Here is a 21931-nt window from a genome sequence, read left to right as displayed (position 1 = left end):
ATGATAAACATCGCCCTTTGTCATTAACGTCTTCAAAATTGCCACTGTAACGTAAAGCCGAGGTTGACCGGGCTGGTGGTGAAATTATCAGGCTTGGAGAGCGGCACCCCTACGAAGGCGTCATAACCGACCGCTTTTACCTTCCCTCGAACACCGGCAACGCTACCAAGCAGGTGGCCATCGGCAAAGTCGTGACTACCGTCTCCTTTCACCCGGCCATAATCCATACCCAGGTATAATTGCTGCCCCAGTTTTGGCAGATTCAGGTTTAGGTCATTGCGCAGGGAGTAGCCCTTGTTGGCCATCATATTCATTTCACCGTCAAAACCACGTACGGTCCAGCGGTTACCGATACTGAATTGATCCTGAGTGGTCAGGCGATCCGGACTGTATTGCTGGCGAAAGCGGGATTGATAACTCATTGAGAGATCTTGCACGGTAAATGGCGTATAGGTGCTGATATCCAGGTTGACGATACGGCTTGACGGAGCGCTGTCCACCGGTCTTTCGGCACCAAACCAGGTGGTATCACGCTGATAGCTCAACATGGCATCGACAATGGACTGGCCGACATAGTGGCGGTGATTGAACTCAATGCTCCAGTTGGCCATATTACGCTGTTGTAACTGCAGCTCCGTATCGTTCAGATAAAAATGCGAGTTACGCTTGAGGACTTGAAAGCTGAGCGTGTTTTTTTGGCTCGCGTTACGATACAACAGGCGATTAACTTTTAAGCTAAGGTTGCGATACTTGCCGCGGTAGGAAAAATCGGTATAGATGCCATGGATATTTTGTACATATTCGCTGCGGCCAGCATATAAGTCCAATGACCAGAAGCCATAGGGCACCGAGTAGTACAACGAGCCATTATTAGAATGACGGCTCGATTGGAACTGCAAATCACGACCGGCAGAAACGTAGAACAGATCGTTCATCGAGGTCGGGTTATCAATATATAAAGCCAGGCCGCTTTGATAGCGGCCGGTTTGTTTACTGCCTGAGTCATCCAGCCAACCGCCCAAACGCCAGAATGAGGGTTGTTCACGCGTTATTTCCAGGTCGGATTCACCCGCCTTATTGCCTGGGTGGAGTGAAATGTTGGCAACAACATCAGGAATGCGCTGCATGTTTTCCAACCCCTGCTCAATCGCACGCAGATCCAGCAGATCCCCTTGGCTGCCAGGAAATGTGGTGTGCAAGTTGACGTACTTATCGCTGTCATCGGTTAGCCTGACGTTGCCAATGGTGCCGGGCAGGATATCCAGAGTGAGAAGCCCTTGCGTCAAATTTTGCTGTGGGATCATTACCCTGGTAGTGATATAGCCATGTCCAATCAGGTCATTTTGTAGGGCAGTCGCGAGTGTTTTCACCCCCAGGATCCCCAAGCAGCGGCCTTGTGCCTGTTCTGTCAGTTTGCGCAAGGGTATCCAATGAGGGATCTTGTCGTCCTTATTCAGTTCAACCCGTTGAATGGTGAAGCAGGGTTGTTCTTCGGGAAAGTCAATGTGGGTGCTTAGTCCAGCGTTACCAGCGGAGCGAACGTCTTTTCCTACGGTTTCCAATTGGTTATAGCGTGCTTTTTCCTGTTCCTGCTGGTGGCTCATTTGCTGCTCAATAAATTGGCCATTTTCCGCTGCCTGAACCAGTGGAGTGAGAATAAGCAATAGCCAAGCATTGGGAGAGCGAAAACGCATGTTAACTTCCTTATTAATATGATTTTTCTTTAATCGGGTGCAGTGTGAAGATAGGCAGGAGTGAAAAACAGCTGATAGCCATTGATAACATGGCTATCAGCTTGTTATTACCTATCTCGCGAGGCTAATAGACGTGATAGGGGTATTTATCGCCTCAGTATTGGCTCTGGATTAGTACTTGGTATGGATTTCTACAGTGTTGTCCGAAATCATTTTGCCGTAATTGCCGAATTTCCCGTCCGTATCGATCTTTATCTTGTTTTTGCCAGCCAAGGTCCCTTGATTATAGAAGCTGCCATCGACCTGCTGACCACCGGAAAGTGGGCCGCGCTTCATGTTGATCTCTAAAGTATCACCGGCCTCAATGTTTCCAGCGGTGCTGGCCGATGAGCCGTTATCTAAACGTGAGGCATTAACCACCAGATTTTCGCCAGCAATCATATTGCCATTGTGATTGCCAATGCTGGCCGCAGTCAGCGTGATGTTTTTATCGCTCCCAATATGCCCATGCTTATTGGCTATGAGATAGTTAGGGGTAATGGTGATATCACCCTGAGAAGCGATGACACCATACTCATTATTGAGTGATGAGCTCAAGTTTAGGCTCATGTCACCACCGCTGAATATGCCGTATTCTTGGGTTGGATTGTGATAAGCACTATTAACCAGCCGGGCGGCTTCGATATTCAAGCCTTCCTGAGCCATGATTTTACCTGAGTTATTTTTAATCTCTGACGCTTTTATAGCGATGTTGCCTTCTGCCAGAATTTCACCCTGGGTGTTATTCAGCTCGGAGGATACGTTGATAACAACGTCATCCTTGGTTTGGATGAGGCCATATTGACTGCTTATCTTGTAGGCATTCAGAGTTACGCAGCAGTTGGCCTCAATAATCCCTCTGTCGTTGAAGAGAGTGTTAGCGGTATTAACAGTCACGCCACCAACATCTGATACAATTCTACCCACGTAGTTATTCACACCATACTTGGCGTCCAGGGTGACATCGTCCACGGCACTGATGATACCGCTGCTGTTCTTGATTGAGGCTCCTTTGGTGTTAATCGTGATACCCTTTCCAGCGCTGAGTTCACCATTATCATTATCGACCCCTACATTTGAAGATAAGGCTGCGGAACTGTCGATGTTGATATTGCCATCGGCCACCATGGTCCCCTTGATGTTTCTCACGTAAGAGCTTTTGATGTCAATATCATTGCCAGCTTCAAGATAACCACCTGGGCTGTTTATTACGTATGTATTGTTGTTACTAGGGGTTAATACCACCCTGATATCCTTTTGGGCTGAAATAGTCCCCTTATTGGTGAGTGAACCATTCATGTTCATGGCCACATCGCCAACGGAAGCGGCGAGGGTGCCAGCGTTGTTCACGCCCACGCCATTCCCGGTACCGATCAGCGTAATTTTGTTGGCGTACATGCCGCCCAGGTTGGAAACGTCAAGGCCTATGCCAGACTGACGAGCAGCAGAGAGCAGGGTGGCTTTGGTGTTGTCGACATTAACGCGGTTTTGGCCATAAGTGACCCGTAGATCCTGGGCCTGCACGTCGGCGTTAATGGCAACGGTGTGGGCGATTAGATCGGTATAGTTGGCGCTGGAGCTCTGCAAGCCATCGCCAGTAAGGGTAATTTTACCTTTGTTGACAACGTAATCGAGGACGCGGCCATTAGCCACCGAGGCCTTGCCCGTGGTCAAGGTCGCACGATTGGCGTTGATAAAACCGCAGCCGTTGCAGGTAATCCCCGATGGGTTGGCAATAATAACCTGTGCATTCTGGCCTGCGACCTCAATCAGACCGTTGAGTTGGCTGGCTTTAGCGGAGTTGACTTCATTGAGGATAACGTTGGCGGCACCGTTGGCTAAATTCTTGTTGCCGTTAATGGCACCCGCCACCTGGGTCGTTGAATTTTGTGCGCTGTTATTTAGCACCACTCCACCATGGTCTACGTCAAACTGGTTATAGATATTGTGAGATACGCCCCCTCTGCCGGGCTTATTAATGTCGATAACCGTACCGCCCTTGATGGAGCTGGCACCGAGCGATGGGCCACCTGGGGCGGAAACGATAGCGGCTTGGGCAACGGTTACTCCTTGTAAGGCCAGCAGGCTAAAGAAACAAATTGGCGAAAGTTTGGCAAAAAACGGTTTCTGTTTGTTTTTTAGGGTCATAATATTATTTCCTATAATATTTGAAATGCAAAGGCTATCAATATGGGTAGCCGAACTGGTGGAAAAAGGTTTTGCAACCGACTTCATTTCTGTCAACCATGAAGGAACATCCCCCAGTTGTGCAGGAGGTATATGCTATTATTTTATTAGCTCAAGTTGCTATATTTGCCATGTGGCTATTCGTAGTAGCTATTAACTGCGGATGACAATGTATACGCTTTATCTGCGTTTAACAAAATGCGCATTCTACTGACAATATTTTCCCTGTCTACTTTTTGGCGTTAATACAGGATCTTTCTCGTGAATTTTAAATCACATCAATGATTTTTGTTTTAAGTATATTTAAAACAAATGTTTTATTTGAAATTAAAGATTAAAAGCGTTTGGTGTATTTAAGGGGGTATGGTATTGGGGAGAGAGCTTAAGTTTTTGCCAGGATGGGTAGGGGCTATTTCGTCAAGATCGTTCTCAACTCATGGCCCCCTGCTTGGAACCGTCACTGCGGATTATTTGGCACCGCTAAGTGCCATTTTATATCGCTATTCTGCTAGTTCGATCAACAGCAGTATTGCTGCGTTACCCCCCCATTCTTTGGGGGCCTGGTGGAACGCCAGCACGTCCGGATGTTGCGCCAACCAAAGCGGCGTTTGCTGCTTGAGGATGTGTTTGCCGTGGCCGTGCATCACGCAGGCACAATGCACGTGCTCACGCTTGCAGGCGGCGATCATCGCCCCGAGTTCCTGCTTGGCCTGCATCTGTGTCAGGCCATGCAAATCCAGGAACAGATCCGGCACGTAATCCCCGCGGCGCAGTTTCTTCAACTCATAGTGGCTATAGCCGGGACGTACATAGCGCGTTGGGCCTTCATCTTCCAACTGCGGCTGAAACTCATCGGAAAAGTAAAAGCTGGCATCCACCTGCTCTTGCAACAGGCGCTGCGGCGCGATCTGCTTGGTTTTCATTTTAGGTTTTGGGTGGACGATGGTGTCCTGCGGCAGCTTCTTTGCTCCAGCTACCGACTCTCTAAAGAGCAATAATTCATCTTTGCTCAGAGGGGGCTTATTCTTCATTATTCGCTCGTCGCCTATCATTTATCGCGCTAGTTTACCTGCTCGAAGGTTTCTGTCGACGCAAAACTGGCACTGAATGCCAACCAGAATGCTGCTACGCTGCTATTGCTGCTGATTTGTCGCAGGCTTCATGGCAAACTACGGGGCTAAATCATGAATCATCGTGCCTGCCGGAGGGCAAATTGGACAAAATTTTCGTCGAAGAAGCAGTGAATGAACTGCACACCATTCAGGATATGCTGCGCTGGGCCGTAAGCCGTTTCAACGCCGCCAATATCTACTATGGCCACGGAACCGATAACCCGTGGGACGAAGCCGTGCAATTGGTCTTGCCCAGCCTGTTCCTGCCGTTGGATATTCCTGAAGATATGCGCACTGCGCGTTTGACCTCCAGCGAGCGTCACCGCATCGTTGAGCGAGTGATCCGTCGTGTCAACGAGCGCATCCCGGTTGCTTACCTGACCAATAAAGCCTGGTTCTGCGACCTGGAGTTCTATGTCGATGAGCGCGTGCTGGTACCGCGTTCACCGATTGGTGAGCTGATCAACGATCGTTTCAGCGCGCTGATCCCCCATCCGCCACGCCATATCCTGGATATGTGCACCGGCAGTGGCTGTATCGCTATCGCCTGTGGCTATGCCTTCCCGGAAGCGGAAGTGGATGCGGTAGATATCTCTACCGACGTGCTGGCCGTGACCGAGCGTAATATTCAGGCGCACGGCGTGGAACATCAGGTGATCCCGATCCGCTCCGATCTGTTCCGTGACGTCCCTGCGATCCAATACGATCTGATCGTCACCAACCCGCCGTATGTCGATGCGGAAGATATGTCCGATCTGCCGCAAGAGTTCCGCTTTGAGCCGGAACTGGGCCTGGCTGCTGGCAGCGACGGCCTGAAACTGGTGCGCCGCATTCTGGCCTGTGCGCCAGACTTCCTGAGCGATGACGGCGTGCTGATTTGTGAAGTGGGCAACAGCATGGTACATCTGATGGAACAATATCCGGATATTCCGTTCACCTGGCTGGAGTTTGATAACGGCGGGGACGGCGTCTTCATGCTGACGAAACAGCAGCTGATTGACTGCAAAGATCATTTCAGCCTCTACCGCAGCTAACCAACAACCTGGGCTCGCCATAGTGCGGGCCTGTATGCCCCGTTTGCACGCGAACGGGATGACAACCAACGGTAAGGAGCCGTGATGGCAGGGAACAGTATTGGGCAGTTTTTCCGCGTCACCACATTTGGTGAATCTCACGGTGTGGCGCTGGGATGTATCGTAGACGGTGTGCCGCCAGGTATTCCGCTGACAGAAGCTGATTTGCAGCACGATCTCGATCGTCGCCGCCCTGGCACTTCGCGCTATACCACCCAGCGCCGCGAGCCGGATCAGGTGCGTATCCTCTCCGGGGTTTTTGAAGGCGTCACCACTGGCACCAGCATCGGCCTGATGATCGAAAACACCGATCAGCGCTCGCAAGACTACGGCGCGATCAAAGATGTGTTCCGCCCTGGCCATGCCGATTACACCTACGAACAGAAGTACGGCGTGCGTGATTATCGCGGCGGTGGCCGTTCTTCGGCGCGTGAAACCGCGATGCGCGTTGCCGCCGGTGCCATCGCCAAAAAATATCTGGCGCAGAAGTTTGGTGTACAGGTGCGCGGCTATCTGGCGCAGATTGGCGATGTGAGCTGCGAGCTGAAAGATTGGGATCAGGTTGAGCAGAACCCGTTCTTCTGCCCGGATCCGGACAAGCTTGAAGCCCTGGACGAACTGATGCGCGCGCTGAAAAAAGAGGGTGACTCCATCGGTGCCAAAGTGACCGTGGTGGCGGAAAACGTCCCGGTAGGGCTGGGCGAGCCGGTGTTCGATCGTCTGGATGCCGACTTGGCGCATGCGCTGATGAGCATCAATGCGGTCAAAGGCGTGGAAATTGGCGACGGTTTTGCCGTGGTCACCAAGCGTGGCAGCGAAAACCGCGATGAAATCACCCCTGAAGGTTTCCAGAGCAACCACGCTGGCGGCATTCTTGGTGGTATCAGCAGCGGTCAGCCGGTGATTGCCCATCTGGCGCTGAAGCCGACCTCCAGCATCATGGTGCCGGGCCGTACGATCAACCGTCAGGGTGAAGCGGTGGAAATGGTCACCCGTGGCCGCCACGATCCGTGCGTCGGGATCCGTGCGGTGCCGATCGCCGAAGCGATGATGGCGATCGTGCTGATGGATCATCTGCTGCGCCAGCGTGCGCAAAACGGTGATGTGATTTCCGACGTACCACGCTGGTAAGGGACTACGATGAAAAAATGGCTGCTGGGCTTCGCTGCGTTGATCGCTTCCAGCTCTGCCTTGGCGTTAACGCCATGGCAAAAGATTGACCACCCGGTCAGTGGTACTGCACAGGCCGTTGGCGGTTTCGCCAATGGTTGTATCATCGGGGCGCATCCGTTGCCGCTTAACTCACCGGATTATCAGGTGATGCGTACCGACCAGCGGCGCTACTTCGGCCATCCTGACCTGCTGGCGTTTATTCAGCGCCTGAGCAGCCAGGCCAACCAGAAAGCACTGGGCACGGTGTTGATCGGCGATATGGCAATGCCGGCCGGTGGGCGCTTCAGCAGCGGCCATGCCAGCCACCAATCCGGTTTGGACGTGGATATCTGGTTGCAGTTGCCGCGCCAACGTTGGAGCGCTCAGCAACTGTTGAAACCGCAGCCGATCGATCTGGTCTCTGGCGACGGTAAGCAAGTAGTGGATCGCCAGTGGCAGCCGCAAATCGAATCCTTGATCAAGATGGCGGCGCAGGACAGCGAAGTGACGCGGATCTTCGTTAACCCGGCGATTAAACAGCGTCTTTGCCAGGATGCCGGTGCCGATCGCGGTTGGTTGCATAAGGTTCGGCCTTGGTTTGGGCATCGTGCGCATATGCACGTACGCTTGCGTTGCCCGGCGGGTAGCCTGGAGTGTCTGGATCAGGATGCGCCGCCGGTGGGCGATGGCTGTGGTGCCGAGTTGGCCAGCTGGTTCAAACCGCATCAGCCGAATGCCAATCCGGTCAAGAAGGAGCCACCACCGCTGCCGCCAACCTGTCAGGCGTTGCTGGATAGCCACTTCGCCAACCGCTGATAGCCTGGAAAAAAACGCCTCGAATGGGGCGTTTATTTTTTGGGTTTTAAGGCGTAGTGTGTGCGGCAAACAAAGTGGCTCCACTTTTGCAGGCAGACGACTTATGGATGGGCTGGTATTAGGTCCCGAATTGCTCGGGATTCTGTTTTTGGTAGCAATGTTCGCCGGGTTTATCGATTCGATCGCCGGTGGTGGTGGGCTGTTGACCGTACCGGCTCTGCTGGCCGTTGGCGTACCGCCAACGCAGGCACTGGCGACCAATAAATTGCAGTCGGTTGGGGGATCGTTTTCCGCCAGCCTGTACTTTGTCCGCCGTCGGGCTGTCGATCTTAATACCCAGAAGCTGACCATCTTCCTGACGTTGGTGGGCTCAGTGATCGGCGCGATCCTGGTGCAGCACATGCGTGCCGATATACTGCGCCAGATGCTGCCGCTGTTGGTGATCGGTATCGGCGTCTATTTCTTGCTGACGCCACGGCTGGGGGAAAACGATCGCCAGCGTCGGCTGGGGGCGTTACCCTTTGGCCTGGTAGCTGGGGGCTGCGTAGGGTTCTACGACGGTTTCTTCGGGCCAGGAGCCGGTTCGTTCTATGCTTTGGCCTATGTGACGCTGTGCGGTTTTAACCTGGCCAAGGCGACCGCCCATGCCAAGGTGCTGAACTTCACCTCCAATCTGGGCAGCCTGGTGCTGTTTATTATCGGCGGGCAAGTGATCTGGAGCATTGGTCTGGTGATGCTGGTAGGGCAGGTGTTCGGAGCCCGTCTTGGGGCGCACATGGTGCTGACCAAGGGCCAGAAGCTGATCCGGCCGATGATCGTGATAGTGTCTCTGATCATGAGCTGCAAACTGCTGTACGACAATCACGGTGCGGAAATCCAGCAGTGGTTGGCGTTGCATTTTTAACATTTCAAAGGGGCGGCAAGCTGAGAGATATCGGCTATAATGGCCTCCTTAATTTTGTGGTTATTTGAGTTTTTTATGCCAAACACACACCAGTATCCGCAACTGATTGAAATCTTTAATCAGTGTTTTAGCGATGAGTTCAATACCCGCCTGGTCAAAGGCGACGATGAGCCTATCTATCTGCCTGCCGATGATGAGCTGCCTTATAATCGCATCGTCTTTGCACACGGCTACTATGCCAGCGGCATGCATGAAATTTCCCATTGGTGCATCGCCGGAGCAGAACGCCGCAAGCTGGTGGACTTCGGTTACTGGTATTGCCCGGATGGGCGCGATGCCCAGACGCAGAGTGAATTCGAGGCGGTCGAGATTAATCCGCAGGCGCTGGAGTGGATGTTCTGCGTGGCGGCCGGTTTCCCGTTCAACGTCAGCTGCGACAATCTCAGTGGAGATTGCGAGCCGGATCGCATCGGTTTTCAGCGTAAAGTCCGTACCCGAGTGCTGGAATTGCTGGAACGGGGAATACCCACACGACCTGCGCGCTTTATTCAGGCGCTGCAATCGTTTTACAATACGCCTCCGCTGGCGGCCGAGCATTTTCCCTACCCGGAAGATCTCTGAGGCCAGAGTCTGTTTGTTAACGAGGAAATTTGATGATCGCAGAATTTGAAGCGCGCATTCTGGCGCTGATTGATGACATGGTAGAGCACGCCAGCGATGATGAACTGTTTGCCGGTGGCTACCTGCGCGGTCATCTGACTTTGGCGGTGGCGGAATCGGAAGAACATGCCGAACACAGCGCCGAGCAGCTCAAGGTGCGGGTGCAGAGCAGCCTGGACAAGGCCATCAAGGCCGGGGAGCTTTCCCCGCCGGATCAGATACTGGTGCTGGGCATGTGGGAAAACCTGTATCAGACAGCGTTGCCGACTGAGTAATTGCTTTAAAGGGGACAGCATTACGCTGGCCCCTCAAATGAACTATACCTCGCGTCCCTTCAGTAGCTTCCTGACCCACATGCGGTTTGGGTTTAACGCTGCCAACATCTCGCTATCCCCCGGTAAGGGTTCGCCAAACAGCTGAGCCGCTAAAATCTCCGCGGCCAACGGCGCCGAGCACAGGCCGCGTGAGCCCAAGGCTCCGATCATAAACAACCCCGGATACATTGGCGCATCGGCAATTGCTTCACCGCGCTGGCGTTGCAGCTGTAAATCGCCATACAGCGCCAGAGTGGTTTGATAGTCTGGCACGGCACCGACCATCGGCATATGGTCTCGCGTAGCGCTGCGTACGCCACAGCGTGCTTGCTGGCCACTGATATCCACCTCTTGCGTCCAGTTCTGTTCTGGCAGACAGCGCAGCAGGCGATCGCGGTTCTCTTCTTGCTCTGCCTGGCTATATTCAGTGTTTGATTCACCGCGCTGGTAGCTGGCACCAATGCAGTGCTGCTGATTGTCAGGATTCACCGGCGTCAGATAACCGTCGTAACACAGTACCTGCTTTAACTCACTTAAGATTGGCGTAGTGGGAATATGTGAGACCTGGCCGCGCACCGCATATGCCGGTAGTGCGGCGCTAGGTGCCAGAGTGGTGAGTTGGTGCCCGTTAGCCAGGATCACCGTCGCATGTTGGTGAGTTTCACCCTCAGCAAAATGCAGCTGCCAACCCTCATCATTGCGGTTCAGATCGGAAAGCGTATGCAGATAGTGGCAAACCAATCCCTGCCGTTCGGCCAGGGCAATCGCGGCACGCGTCAGGTCAGCAGGGCACAGCCAGCCCCCGAGCGAATAGTGAATGCCACCAAACCCCGTATCGATCCCACACAGGGCGCTAAGCGTAGCGCGATCGGCCTGTTGTGCCAGAGTATGCGGCCAGGCAACGGCCAGGATCTTGGCGATCTTCCCCGCGCTTTTCTCGTCATAGGCCAATTGGCTGACGCCACACCATTGGTGATCGAACTCAACCTGCTGTTGCAGCAGGGCGTCATACTGGCGGCGGGCAAAGGGGAAGGCGGCGGAGAAGAAGTTTTCCAACGCATCGCCCCGGCCATTCAGCAATGGGTACAGCGCCCCCTGGCGATTGCCGGATGCTCCCTCTGCGGGCTGTGTATCGGCGCAATACAAGGTAACCCTGGCCCCACGGCGCAATAAGGCCAATGCGGAGAGCGCACTGGCTACGCCGCCGCCAATAATGGCGACATCGTCGGTATTCTCCGCTGCCGGGCGCAGGAACCACGGGCTTGGATTGACGCTTGCCGGGGTGTCGGCGGGGAGCTGGCCGGTGAGCATCTCGCGTTTCTGGCCAAAGCCTTTGCATTTGCTGACCTCAAACCCGGCCTGCTGCAATCCACGGCGGACAAACCCTGCGGCAGTGAAGGTGGCAAAGCTGCCGCCTGGGCGGGCAAAACGCGCCATGGTGGCAAACAGCGGTTCGCTCCACATATCGGGGTTTTTGGACGGCGCAAAGCCATCCAGGAACCAGGCGTCAATTTGATCGTTCATGCTGGCGTCAAAGTGTGGCAACAGGGTATTGACGTCACCGAACCATAAATCGAGCGTGATCTGCCCTTCGGCAAGCAGCAGGCGGTGGCACCCTGGCAGCGGCAAAGGCCACTGGGCGCGAAGTTCATCGGCAAAGGGGGCCAGTTCTGGCCATTGGGCATGGGCTGCCGCCAGATCCTCCAACTGCAGCGGGTATTTCTCAAAGCTGATAAAATGCAGGCGCTGCAAACTCGCCGCCGGTGTCTCCTGCCGAAAACGGGCAAAGGCCTGCCACAGAGTCAGAAAATTCAGCCCGGTACCGAAGCCGGTTTCTGCCACAATAAACAATGAGCGTGGGTGATCGCTGAAGCGTTGTGGCAACCGGTTGCCCCCCAGAAAGACGTAGCGGGTTTCCTCCAGCCCATCCTGGTTGGAAAAATAGACGTCATCAAACTGTTTCGAAACAGGTGTACCTTGTTCATTCCAGCTTAACGCTGCGGTTTGGATGGGGGCATTGCTCACGGTAGGTTGCTCGTAATTCAAGGGATAAAGCGATTTTAACGGGGGTAGCCCCGAGGTGCAAACTGGGTAAAGATAATGCAAAATTATTCTGATCGGACTTGTTCGGCGTACATCTGTACGCTAAAGTGCGATGCAAAATCCCGAATGTAAATTGTGGAAGAGGTACTTGAATGAAACGTGCAGTGATTACTGGCCTGGGAATCGTCTCCAGCATTGGTAACAACCAGCAGGAGGTCCTGGCAAGTCTGCAGGAAGGCCGCTCTGGGATCACCTTCTCTCAGGAGCTGAAAGATTCCGGCATGCGTAGTCACGTATGGGGTGATGTTAAACTCGACACTACCGGTCTGATTGACCGTAAAGTGATGCGCTTTATGAGCGACGCGTCGGTTTACGCCTATCTCTCCATGGAACAAGCGATTCAAGATTCCGGCCTGGCAGCCGATCAGGTTTCCAACGATCGCACCGGTCTGGTGGTCGGTTCCGGTGGTGGTTCTCCACGTAACCAGGTGGCGGGTTCTGACGGTATGCGCGCCAAAGGCCTGCGTGGCGTTGGCCCATACATGGTGACCAAGGCGATGGCATCAGGCGTTTCTGCCTGCCTGGCTACCCCATTCAAAATTCGCGGCGTGAACTACTCCATCAGCTCTGCCTGCGCAACTTCAGCACACTGTATCGGCCACGCCGTTGAGCTGATCCAACTGGGTAAACAAGACGTCGTCTTTGCTGGCGGTGGTGAAGAGCTGTGCTGGGAAATGGCCTGCGAATTCGACGCCATGGGCGCGCTGTCTACCAGCTATAACGACACGCCAGAAAAAGCTTCCCGTACCTATGATGCAGCGCGTGACGGTTTCGTTATCGCAGGCGGCGGCGGCATGGTCGTGGTTGAGGAGTTGGAGCATGCTCTGGCTCGCGGCGCACATATCTATGCGGAAATCATCGGTTACGGTGCCACTTCAGACGGTGCCGACATGGTGGCTCCATCGGGTGAAGGCGCGGTGCGTTGCATGAAGATGGCAATGCAGGGCGTAGACACCCCAATCGACTACATGAACGTACACGGCACCTCTACGCCGGTCGGCGACGTGAAAGAACTGGGCGCGATCCGTGAAGTCTTTGGCGATAACACCCCGGCTATTTCTTCAACCAAAGCCATGACCGGCCACTCACTGGGTGCGGCGGGCGTGCAGGAAGCGATTTATAGCCTGCTGATGGTCGAGCACGGCTTCATTGCGCCAAGCATTAACATCGATAACCTCGATGAGAAGGCGGCTGGCATGAACATCGTGACAGAGCCAACCAAGCGTGAGCTGACCACGGTCATGTCCAACAGCTTCGGTTTCGGCGGCACCAACGCCACGCTGGTAATGCGTAAACTGCAGAAGTAAGCGCAGAGCATCATATTATCAATCGGGCACCGTAATAGGTGCCCGATTTTTTTTGCGTTTTAAAAGCTATACCCTACATCAGTACGAATTAAGATTTCGCAGATCAAAAAAATGACAGCAGATAACTTAAACAGCGGGTGGTTTTTCGTTTAATTTAGCCGTGGCCTGAAAGGATAATAAATTAATCCGGTTATTTTTTGGCCCGAATAATAAATAACACCTCAACAAAATACCCCTTTTCCCGATACGAATAACCAAACCAGTCATAATGCCCACGCTTTATCTAGCTTTACGATCTCGTTATGGCGAGGCTCCTATACGAACACAAGTTACCGCTCTAATGGCATCGAGAGAGGCCACCAAGGGTAAAACAAGCATTAGCCGAATCAAGGCATTGCTAAGGTAACTTCCCCCTGGGGATACGTTGTATAGTGCTAAACCCAAGACGTGGGGATCGGCTTTCGCTGTCCTGTCTTGTCGCCTCTATGAGACTCCATCTTTCAATCGGGAGTATCTAGAATGTCACATGTTGTATTGCAAGACCTTTACCAAAACGCCAACTTTGAAGACGACGCCATCGCGCGTTATATGAACAAAAAAGTCTTTGTTCTGCATCAAGATCTTTACGTTGGCGAAGCCAGGAAAATATTCGTTAATCAACTGTCCAACGACGATATTCCCGCACAAATCTTTATTGAAGACGGCACCAAACTGGTGGGTGTACTTTCTGTTAAACGCTTATTGCAGGAAGAACATAATGGCGAGCGTATCAAGGATATGATGGAGACCACCTTCTTCCATGTAAAACCCACGGACGAACGTGAACATATCGCTAAACTGGTGGACAATAATAATTTAGATATTGTGGCGGTGGTCGATAATGGCCGTTTAGTTGGCTGCTTAACCGAGCGCGAAATAGCCCAGATTATCGAGGATGAAAACACCGAGGATGCCCATATGCAAGGGGCAAGCCTGCCGCTGGATAAGCCTTACCTTGAAATGACCTCCTTCGAACTGTGGAAAAAACGTAGTGTGTGGCTGCTGCTGCTGTTCGTCGCCGAGGCTTATACCAGCACGGTTATTCAGCATTTTGAAGAGTCATTGGAAGCGGCGATTGCCCTGGCCTTCTTTATCCCACTATTGGTGGGTACAGGTGGTAACAGCGGCACGCAAATCACCTCCACCATTGTGCGGGCCATGGCCTTGGGAGAGGTCCGCATGCGCGATGTGGGGCGCGTGCTACGCAAGGAAATGACGACCTCGATCATGATCGCGTTAACGTTGGCCTGTGCTGGCGCGTTCCGTGGTTGGATGATGGGGATCGGCTATGAGATTACGCTCATCGTGAGCTTGACCCTGGTTTGTATTACGCTGTGGGCCGCGATTGTCTCTTCCGTGATCCCAATGGCACTGAAACGCTTCGGTGTGGATCCTGCCGTAGTCTCCGCCCCGTTTATCACCACGCTGATAGACGGCACCGGCTTGATCATCTACTTCAAAATAGCCCAGTGGACCTTGGGGCTAAATTAATATGCAAACCGGCGAAAGCCGGTTTTTTGCTATGATTAGCGGGATTTTTAAGATGTGTAGTTGACTGAAATCAAAGCATTTCCAGTTTGCAGGATTGTTCCGAGTCGGCTTTGTCAGCGGGTGTAAATTCCGTTCCTGCGGCAGTTTTCTGCCGATATACTCAGCGCAGTTTCTTCATCTGGAATTTTTGCATGTCGGCTTTGGCGTCCATCTCAATATCTATGCATCGGTTGCGCTTCGCCAAGAAGCGGGCCGCAGCATGGCTATTGGCCGTCTGCTGGCTCCTGCTCAACAGCCAACTGGCGATCGCCAGCCATCACTGTGACCTGCAACTCACCACCGTTGCGCCAGCCGCGCAGCATACGATGCATATGCAGGCCGCCGATCCGCTAGCAAATGAGATGATGCAGGCCGAAGGGCCGGTGTGTGAAAAGCACTGCGTTCCAGATTCGGCCCAGCAAGACCACGGTAATCTTGCCCTGGCGGCAGTAATACCTGCCAGCAGTGAGCTGTTGGTTGCCGCTCCTCAGCCTCAGGCACAGTTCTTACGCCTCGATTGGCAAACCCCTCCGATAGCAGGCCCACCGGCAGAGATCGTCTTCTGCCGCTTCCGTGAATAGCCAAACCAACCGCTTTGCCGTCCAGCACGGCGACCTGAGTTGTTTTTGTCTATGTTATGGAGCTATCGTTATGCGTAATCTGATCACTGCCGTTTTCATCTCTCTGATGTTCTCTTCATTTGTCTCCGCCGCGGAGATGCAACATCACCAACATGCCAGCCAAGACGCCGCCGTCTATCACTCTAAAGGGACCGTTAAGGCCTGGGGTGAGCAGAAAGTGTCGCTCGCCCATCCTGCCATCCCTGCCTTGAACTGGCCGCCGATGACCATGAATTTCCTTCAGCCCCAGCCGCCGTTGCCTGCCTTGGTTGCCGGGACTGCGGTGGAGTTCAGCTTCCGTCAGGTTGACGGCGGCTATCAGCTGACCGCCATCAGCGCCAGCCAAGACTAACGGGGGCACCATGTCCAGACTACTTTCTCACCCATTGCGGGTGGGCTGGCTGCTGCTCGCCTGTTGGACGGCGAGTGCGCAGGCAACCGGCCTGACGTTGGAGCAATCGTTGGCGGCGGCGGAGCGCTATTCCGCCGAGCTTTCGGCCAATCAGCATCAGGTGAATGCGTTGCAAAACATGGCGGATTCGGCGATGGAACTGCCCGATCCCAAGCTGAAATTCGGCATTGAAAACGTGCCGGTACAAGGCAGTAGCGCCCGGCGCTTGACCCGTGACGGGATGACCATGGAGCGGGTTGGCATCATGCAGGATTATGTCAGCAGCACCAAACGCCAACGTAAGGCGGACACCCTTCGGGCCGAGGCCAATAAAACCGAAGCCAGCAGTGCGACGATCCGCGCCCGCTTGCAGCAGCAGACGGCACAAGCCTGGTTGGAGTTGGCGTTGAGCCAGCAGACGCTGAAGGATGCTACGGCCTTGCTCAAGGAGAGTGAGCGTCAGATCGCCGCGCAACATGCCGGAGTAGCCAGTGGCAGTTCGCCAGCCGCTAACGTTATCGATGCTCGTTTGACGCTGTTGGCGATGCAGGATCGGCTTAGTGAGGCGCAGCGTGACGTCACCATCGCCCAGGCGCGCTTGACCCAGTTGACCGGGCAGCAGGTTGAGGGGATCGGTGGCCCGTTGCCACGCTTCGAGCGCCTGCCCGCCGAGAGCAACCTGTTACGACAAGCGATCAAACAGCATCCAGAGGTAGTGCAGGCGAGCCGTGAGGCCGATGTGGCCAAGGCGCGATCGGCACAGTCCGAGGTGGCCGCCATTCCGGACGTTGGGATAGAGGTGTCGTATGGCAAACGGGCCGATGGCTATGAGGATATGGCGGGTGTGATGTTTACCGTCGATCTGCCCCTGTTCCGCTCACAGCGTCAGGATAAGGACTATGCCGCTGACGTTTCCCGCTCGATGGAAGCCAACGACCAACTGACATTATTGATCCGCGATCATCAGGCCCAGCTGGATACCCTGCTGGCGCAGTATCAGGCCGCGCAGGCGCAATGGCAGCGTCAGCAACAGCAGGCGATCCCGCTGCAGCAACAGCGTGTGGCACTGCAACTGGCGCAATACCGCAGTGGCAAAAGCGATCTCTCCTCGGTGTTGGAGGCGCGCCGGGCCTTGCTCGACAGCCGCCTTAGCGCCGGTAAGGCCGCGCGTGAATTGGCTCAGCTGTGGGCCGCCATCCGTTATCTCACCGTGCAGGAGGCAAAGTCATGAAAATGCGTTTTAGCCTGACGCTGTTAGTCGCCCTATTGGGCGGTGCTATGGGCGGCTATTGGCTTGCCGGGGAAAAAACCGCGGCGCAACCCGCCAGCGGCGGTGCCGAACGGCAGGTGCTGTATTGGTACGATCCGATGGTGCCAGGCCAGCGTTTTGATAAGCCGGGCAAATCGCCGTTTATGGATATGGAACTGGTGCCACGCTATGCCGATGAGCAGCAGGATGATGGTGGTGTCACTATCAGCGCCCGCCAGCAGCAGAATCTGGGCGTCCGTACAACGGCAGCACAACTGCGTGAATTGAATTTGCAGCTTGATGCCTATGGCAGCGTTGCCACCGATGAGCGCGGCGTTCAGGTCATTGCCGCCCGGGCCAACGGGCTGATAGACAAACTCTATGTGCGTGCCAGCCAGCAGCAGGTAAAAAAAGGGCAAGCGTTAGCACAGCTATGGATCCCGGATTGGAGTGCTGCACAGCAGGAATACCTGGCGATCCGCAAACTGGGCGATAGCGCACTGACCTCTGCCGCCCGCCAGCGTCTGGCATTGCAGTTTATGCCTGAAGCCATCATTCGCCAGGTTGAACGCAGTGGCCAACCTCAGACCCGCATTACCATTACCGCCCCGGAGAGCGGGTTTATCAACAAGCTGGACGCACGGGAAGGGATGCAGGTCACCGCGACGCAGGGACTGTTTGAGCTGGCCAGTCTCGATCCGGTGTGGATGGTGATTGATTACCCGCAGGCGCAGGCCGGGCTGTTACAGGTTGGCGATGCAGTGGCAGCCAGTTCCGCCAGTTGGCCGGGTGAACGCTTTACCGGGGAGGTTAGCGAGCTGCTGCCTAACGTCGATCCGCTTACCCGTACCTTTAAAGCGCGTATCGTGCTGAAAAATCCCCAACAGCGCCTGAAACCGGGCATGTATTTGCAGGTGCAACTGGCCCAAAACGCCGGGGCCAAGCCAGTGCTGGCTATCCCGCAGGAGGCCTTGATCGGCAGTGGCGATCGCAACCGGGTGCTGGTGGCGGAAGGGAACGGCCACTTTGCTCCGGTTGACGTGGTCGCCGGCCTGGCACAGGACGGCTGGGTAGAAATTAAACAGGGTCTGCAAGCCGGGCAACAGGTGGTCACCTCGGGCCAGTTCCTGATTGATTCCGAAGCCAGCATGCGCAGCGCCTTGCCACAGATGGCCGCGCAGGAGGGGGTAAAACAGTATCAGACGCTAGGTGTGGTAGAGGCGGTGGATAATGATACCGTCACGCTGTCGCACGATCCGGTCGCAGAGTTGCAATGGCCCGCGATGACCATGGATTTCACCCTGCCTGCGGGTGGCTTACCCACCGGGATTGGTATCGGCAGCAAGGTGATGTTCCACTTTAGCGTGGATGAAAACGGCTCGCACATTAGCCAGATCATGCCGCAAGGAGGCCACCAATGATCGCCTCCGTGATCCGCTGGTCGATACGCAATCGCCTGTTGGTATTACTGGCTTCGATATTACTGGCCGGGTGGGGCGTATGGGCGTTGCAGAAGGCACCGCTGGATGCGCTGCCCGATCTCTCTGACGTGCAGGTGATCGTCCGGGCGACCTATCCGGGCAAAGCGCCGCAGGTGATTGAAGATCAGGTGACCTACCCGCTGACCACCACCATGCTGACGGTGCCAGGAGCCAGCACGGTGCGGGGCTTCTCGATGTTCGGCGACGCCTACGTCTACATTCTGTTTGAAGACGGTACCGATCCTTACTGGGCGCGTTCGCGGGTGTTGGAGTCACTCAGCCAGGTGCAGTCCTCGCTGCCGCCGCAGGTCAAAGTGGCGCTGGGGCCGGATGCTACCGGCGTTGGCTGGGTTTATGAGTATGCGCTGGTCGATCGTACCGGTAAACACAGCCTGGCAGATCTGCGTGCCTTGCAGGACTGGACGCTCAAGTTCGAACTGAAAACCGTGCCTAACGTCGCGGAAGTGGCCAGCGTTGGCGGCATGGTGCGGCAATATCAGGTGATATTAAATCCGCAAAGTATGCGGGCGCTGAATATTACCCATCAGCAGGTGGTGAGCGCCATTCAGGATGCCAACCAGGAAGGCGGCGGTGCGCTGCTGGAGATGGGGGAGGCTGAGTATATGGTACGCACCTCCGGCTACCTGAAAAAACTGGCCGACTTTAATAACGTGGTGATCACTGCCCGCGACGGTGTGCCGATCCTGTTGTCACAGGTCGCAGAATTACGTGAGGGGCCGGAAATCCGCCGTGGCGTGGCAGAACTCAACGGTGAAGGTGAAGTGGCGGGCGGTATTGTGGTGATGCGCTATGGTAAGAATGCGCTGGAAACCATTAATGCGCTGAAGGCCAAGCTGCAACAGCTTCAGCACACCCTGCCGCCGGGCGTGGAGATCGTGCCGGTTTATGATCGATCGCAACTGATCGAAAACGCGATCGATACGCTGTCATTCAAGCTGTTGGAAGAGTTCCTGGTGGTCGCGGTGGTGTGCGCTTTATTCCTGTCCCACTTCCGTTCGGCACTGGTGGCGATGGTGACTCTGCCGCTGGGGATCCTGGGTGCCTTTGTGGTGATGCATTACCAGGGCGTTAATGCCAACATCATGTCGCTGGGGGGGATCGCCATTGCCATCGGCGCGATGGTGGATGCGGCGATTGTGATGATCGAAAACATGCACAAAGTGCTGGAGCAGTGGCGGCAACGTCATCCCGGCCAGCAGCCCACCTCAAAAGATTACTGGCACATCTCAGAGCAGGCGGCGGTGGAGGTTGGCCCGGCGCTGTTCTGTAGTCTGTTGATCATCACCCTGTCGTTTATTCCGGTGTTTTCGCTACAGGCGCAGGAAGGGCGGATGTTTGCGCCATTGGCGTTCACCAAAACCTATGCAATGGCGGTATCCGCCGGATTGGGCATCACGCTGGTACCGGTGCTGATGGGCTATTTTATCCGGGGCCGCATTCCGGACGAACATGCCAATCCGATCAATCGCGCCTTGATCCGCATGTATCAGCCGTTGCTGGCGGCGGTACTGGCGCGGCCTAAAACCACCCTGGGGATTTCCGCTCTGCTGTTGGTGCTGACCTTATTCCCACTCAGCCGCCTGGGCAGCGAGTTTATGCCACCATTGGACGAAGGGGATCTGCTGTATATGCCTTCGACCCTGCCGGGGATATCGGCCCGTGAGGCGGCACGGCTGCTGCAATTGACCGACAGGTTGATCAAAACCGTGCCGGAAGTGGACACGGTCTTTGGCAAGGCCGGGCGGGCGGAGACGGCAACCGATCCGGCTCCGCTAACCATGTTGGAAACCACCATTCGCTTTAAGCCCCGCGACCAGTGGCGGCACGGCATGACGATGGACAAGCTGGTGGCCGAACTGGACAGCGTGGTCAAGGTGCCCGGCATTGCCAACGTCTGGGTGCCGCCGATCCGTAACCGTCTGGATATGCTGGCGACCGGCATCAAAAGCCCGGTAGGTATCAAGGTCAACGGCAGCAATATTGCCGATATTGAGCAGGCGGCCAGCCAGATTGAGCAGGTGGTGAAGCAGGTTCCAGGTGTGACTTCCGCGCTGGCGGAGCGCCTGGCTGGAGGGCGCTATGTGGATATCGATATCGATCGCCAGCGTGCGGCACGTTACGGCGTTTCGGTGAAAGAGCTGCAATCGGTGGTCTCTACGTTGGTGGGTGGGGAAAACATCGCTGAAACCATTGAAGGACGCGCGCGTTATCCGATCAACGTCCGTTATCCAAGGGAGATCCGTGATTCGCTGCAAAAGCTGCGTGAATTGCCGGTGGTGACGGCGACGGGTGGGCAAGTACCTTTGGCAGAACTGGCGGATATTCGCATCACCGAAGGGCCACCGATGCTGAAAAGCGAGAACGCCCGGCTTTCGGATTGGATCTATGTCGATCTGCGCGGGCGCGATTTGAAATCGGCGGTGGAAGAGATGCAACAGGTGGTGGCGCAGCAGGTGAAGCTGCCTGCCGGGGTTTCCCTCAGTTGGTCCGGGCAGTTTGAGTATCTGGAACGCGCCAGCGCCCAGTTGAAGATTGTGCTGCCGGTAACGCTGGCGATCATCTTCGTGCTGCTGTTTGTCACCTTCAACAGCGTGAGCGATGCGCTGCTGATCATGGCGACGCTGCCGTTTGCGCTGATAGGTGGGGTCTGGCTGCTGTATCTGCTCGATTACAACCTGTCGGTAGCGGGGGCGGTAGGTTTTATTGCCCTGGCCGGGGTGGCGGCGGAGTTTGGTGTGATTATGGTGCTGTACCTTAATCAGGCGTTGGCGAAACATCGTCAGCCCGGTCAGCCGTTGAGTCATCAGCAACTGATGGCGGCGATTAGCGAAGGGGCGGTGTTGCGCGTCAGGCCGAAGGTGATGACGGTGGCGACCATTATGGCCGGTTTACTGCCGATTATGTGGGGCGGCGGTGCTGGCTCAGAGGTGATGCAGCGGATTGCCGCACCGATGATTGGCGGTATGGTGAGTGCGCCATTGTTATCGATGTTGGTGATCCCGGCGGTGTATTCGCTGCTGCACCGCAAGGATGAAAAACCCGGTGCTGAGGCAGAGTAGTCGGCCCCTCACCCCAACCCTCTCCCACAGGGAGAGGGAGCTGACCGGAGTGGTTGGTTGGTTTCGTGCAACTTCGGGAAGCGGAATGTAAGAAGAGAGGGAATGGGATATCAACTTTTACTGGACTCACACATATTACACAGAAAAATCAGCGAACTCGATCGGTCCCCTCTCCCTGTG

General features: G+C 55.1%; 17 protein-coding genes and 1 riboswitch. Of the genes, 13 read left to right on the top strand and 4 right to left on the bottom strand.

Going from position 1 to position 21931, the window contains the following annotated elements:
• Positions 1-32: 32 nt before the first annotated feature.
• The 3 genes from IMQ33_RS08855 to smrB form a co-directional block, all read right to left on the bottom strand.
• Entirely contained in the window at positions 33-1694 is a 1662-nt protein-coding gene (locus IMQ33_RS08855) for a ShlB/FhaC/HecB family hemolysin secretion/activation protein (RefSeq protein WP_196061808.1), read from the bottom strand.
• 171 nt (positions 1695-1865) lie between these two features.
• Positions 1866-3968 (bottom strand): filamentous hemagglutinin N-terminal domain-containing protein, encoded by a 2103-nt coding sequence (locus tag IMQ33_RS08850; protein WP_196061807.1) that lies wholly within the window; start codon positions 3966-3968, stop codon positions 1866-1868.
• 452 nt (positions 3969-4420) lie between these two features.
• Positions 4421-4951, bottom strand: a complete 531-nt coding sequence (gene smrB / locus IMQ33_RS08845) for an endonuclease SmrB (RefSeq protein WP_021806058.1) — start codon at positions 4949-4951, stop codon at positions 4421-4423.
• Positions 4952-5133: 182 nt separating this feature from the next.
• Between smrB and prmB the strand changes: the two genes are divergently transcribed.
• The 6 genes from prmB to IMQ33_RS08815 all read left to right on the top strand — a co-directional run bounded on the left by prmB (position 5134) and on the right by IMQ33_RS08815 (position 9912).
• The gene (prmB, locus tag IMQ33_RS08840) at positions 5134-6066 is read left to right on the top strand and encodes a 50S ribosomal protein L3 N(5)-glutamine methyltransferase (RefSeq protein WP_024529156.1); all 933 of its coding nucleotides are present in this window, start codon (positions 5134-5136) and stop codon (positions 6064-6066) included.
• Positions 6067-6150: 84 nt separating this feature from the next.
• A complete protein-coding gene (gene aroC, locus IMQ33_RS08835) occupies positions 6151-7236 on the top strand; it encodes a chorismate synthase (protein ID WP_021806057.1) in 1086 nt (361 codons plus the stop codon).
• 9 nt (positions 7237-7245) lie between these two features.
• Positions 7246-8073, top strand: coding sequence for a penicillin-insensitive murein endopeptidase (gene mepA / locus IMQ33_RS08830; RefSeq protein ID WP_021806056.1), 828 nt, complete (start codon positions 7246-7248; stop codon positions 8071-8073).
• A 103-nt stretch (positions 8074-8176) separates the two neighbouring features.
• On the top strand, positions 8177-8977 hold the full coding sequence (locus IMQ33_RS08825) for a sulfite exporter TauE/SafE family protein (protein WP_065683047.1): 801 nt from the start codon (positions 8177-8179) through the stop codon (positions 8975-8977).
• Between the two features lie 75 nt (positions 8978-9052).
• Complete coding sequence (locus IMQ33_RS08820; RefSeq protein ID WP_024529154.1) at positions 9053-9598, top strand: elongation factor P hydroxylase; 546 nt, start codon at positions 9053-9055, stop codon at positions 9596-9598.
• A gap of 32 nt (positions 9599-9630) precedes the next feature.
• Positions 9631-9912 carry a YfcL family protein gene (locus IMQ33_RS08815; protein WP_024529153.1) on the top strand — a complete coding sequence of 94 codons (282 nt, stop codon included), beginning with the start codon at positions 9631-9633 and terminating at the stop codon, positions 9910-9912.
• A gap of 42 nt (positions 9913-9954) precedes the next feature.
• Here IMQ33_RS08815 and mnmC read toward each other — a convergent pair whose 3' ends face one another.
• Positions 9955-11976 (bottom strand): bifunctional tRNA (5-methylaminomethyl-2-thiouridine)(34)-methyltransferase MnmD/FAD-dependent 5-carboxymethylaminomethyl-2-thiouridine(34) oxidoreductase MnmC, encoded by a 2022-nt coding sequence (gene mnmC / locus IMQ33_RS08810; RefSeq protein ID WP_196061806.1) that lies wholly within the window; start codon positions 11974-11976, stop codon positions 9955-9957.
• Positions 11977-12146: 170 nt separating this feature from the next.
• Here mnmC and fabB point away from each other — a divergent pair, with 170 nt between their 5' ends.
• From fabB to IMQ33_RS08775, 7 genes are all read left to right on the top strand, one after another.
• Positions 12147-13361: a beta-ketoacyl-ACP synthase I gene (fabB, locus tag IMQ33_RS08805; RefSeq protein WP_021806051.1), complete on the top strand. Its 1215-nt coding sequence runs from the start codon at positions 12147-12149 to the stop codon at positions 13359-13361.
• Between the two features lie 289 nt (positions 13362-13650).
• Positions 13651-13821: riboswitch (M-box (ykoK) riboswitch) on the top strand.
• A gap of 59 nt (positions 13822-13880) precedes the next feature.
• The gene (locus tag IMQ33_RS08800; protein WP_065683051.1) at positions 13881-14891 is read left to right on the top strand and encodes a magnesium transporter; all 1011 of its coding nucleotides are present in this window, start codon (positions 13881-13883) and stop codon (positions 14889-14891) included.
• A gap of 191 nt (positions 14892-15082) precedes the next feature.
• Positions 15083-15511 (top strand): hypothetical protein, encoded by a 429-nt coding sequence (locus IMQ33_RS08795; RefSeq protein WP_065683052.1) that lies wholly within the window; start codon positions 15083-15085, stop codon positions 15509-15511.
• A 70-nt stretch (positions 15512-15581) separates the two neighbouring features.
• On the top strand, positions 15582-15902 hold the full coding sequence (locus IMQ33_RS08790; RefSeq protein ID WP_065683053.1) for a copper-binding protein: 321 nt from the start codon (positions 15582-15584) through the stop codon (positions 15900-15902).
• A 10-nt stretch (positions 15903-15912) separates the two neighbouring features.
• Complete coding sequence (locus IMQ33_RS08785) at positions 15913-17172, top strand: TolC family protein (RefSeq protein WP_065683054.1); 1260 nt, start codon at positions 15913-15915, stop codon at positions 17170-17172.
• A complete protein-coding gene (locus IMQ33_RS08780) occupies positions 17169-18611 on the top strand; it encodes an efflux RND transporter periplasmic adaptor subunit (RefSeq protein WP_196061805.1) in 1443 nt (480 codons plus the stop codon). Before IMQ33_RS08785 ends, IMQ33_RS08780 begins: the two co-directional genes overlap by 4 nt.
• Complete coding sequence (locus IMQ33_RS08775) at positions 18608-21751, top strand: efflux RND transporter permease subunit (protein ID WP_196061804.1); 3144 nt, start codon at positions 18608-18610, stop codon at positions 21749-21751. The genes IMQ33_RS08780 and IMQ33_RS08775 overlap by 4 nt, the downstream gene beginning before the upstream one ends.
• The last annotated feature ends 180 nt before the right edge of the window (positions 21752-21931 follow it).

The sequence above is a fragment of the Serratia sp. Res13-Sevr-LER1-36-b genome, from assembly GCF_015673035.1.
GTDB lineage: Bacteria > Pseudomonadota > Gammaproteobacteria > Enterobacterales > Enterobacteriaceae > Chania > Chania fonticola_C.
Note: the sequence above shows the minus strand (reverse complement) of the source record. Positions and strands in the feature narration are given on the sequence as shown.

What these genes read in the sequence shown, in the direction of transcription:
- IMQ33_RS08855 (WP_196061808.1), bottom strand. Translation starts at nt 1,694, where the DNA reads ATGCGTTTTCGCTCTCCCAATGCTTGGCTATTGCTTATTCTCACTCCA.
- IMQ33_RS08850 (WP_196061807.1), bottom strand. Translation starts at nt 3,968, where the DNA reads ATGAAGTCGGTTGCAAAACCTTTTTCCACCAGTTCGGCTACCCATATT.
- smrB (WP_021806058.1), bottom strand. Translation starts at nt 4,951, where the DNA reads ATGAAGAATAAGCCCCCTCTGAGCAAAGATGAATTATTGCTCTTTAGA.
- aroC (WP_021806057.1), top strand. Translation starts at nt 6,151, where the DNA reads ATGGCAGGGAACAGTATTGGGCAGTTTTTCCGCGTCACCACATTTGGT.
- mepA (WP_021806056.1), top strand. Translation starts at nt 7,246, where the DNA reads ATGAAAAAATGGCTGCTGGGCTTCGCTGCGTTGATCGCTTCCAGCTCT.
- IMQ33_RS08825 (WP_065683047.1), top strand. Translation starts at nt 8,177, where the DNA reads ATGGATGGGCTGGTATTAGGTCCCGAATTGCTCGGGATTCTGTTTTTG.
- IMQ33_RS08820 (WP_024529154.1), top strand. Translation starts at nt 9,053, where the DNA reads ATGCCAAACACACACCAGTATCCGCAACTGATTGAAATCTTTAATCAG.
- IMQ33_RS08815 (WP_024529153.1), top strand. Translation starts at nt 9,631, where the DNA reads ATGATCGCAGAATTTGAAGCGCGCATTCTGGCGCTGATTGATGACATG.
- fabB (WP_021806051.1), top strand. Translation starts at nt 12,147, where the DNA reads ATGAAACGTGCAGTGATTACTGGCCTGGGAATCGTCTCCAGCATTGGT.
- IMQ33_RS08800 (WP_065683051.1), top strand. Translation starts at nt 13,881, where the DNA reads ATGTCACATGTTGTATTGCAAGACCTTTACCAAAACGCCAACTTTGAA.
- IMQ33_RS08795 (WP_065683052.1), top strand. Translation starts at nt 15,083, where the DNA reads ATGTCGGCTTTGGCGTCCATCTCAATATCTATGCATCGGTTGCGCTTC.
- IMQ33_RS08790 (WP_065683053.1), top strand. Translation starts at nt 15,582, where the DNA reads ATGCGTAATCTGATCACTGCCGTTTTCATCTCTCTGATGTTCTCTTCA.
- IMQ33_RS08785 (WP_065683054.1), top strand. Translation starts at nt 15,913, where the DNA reads ATGTCCAGACTACTTTCTCACCCATTGCGGGTGGGCTGGCTGCTGCTC.
- IMQ33_RS08780 (WP_196061805.1), top strand. Translation starts at nt 17,169, where the DNA reads ATGAAAATGCGTTTTAGCCTGACGCTGTTAGTCGCCCTATTGGGCGGT.
- IMQ33_RS08775 (WP_196061804.1), top strand. Translation starts at nt 18,608, where the DNA reads ATGATCGCCTCCGTGATCCGCTGGTCGATACGCAATCGCCTGTTGGTA.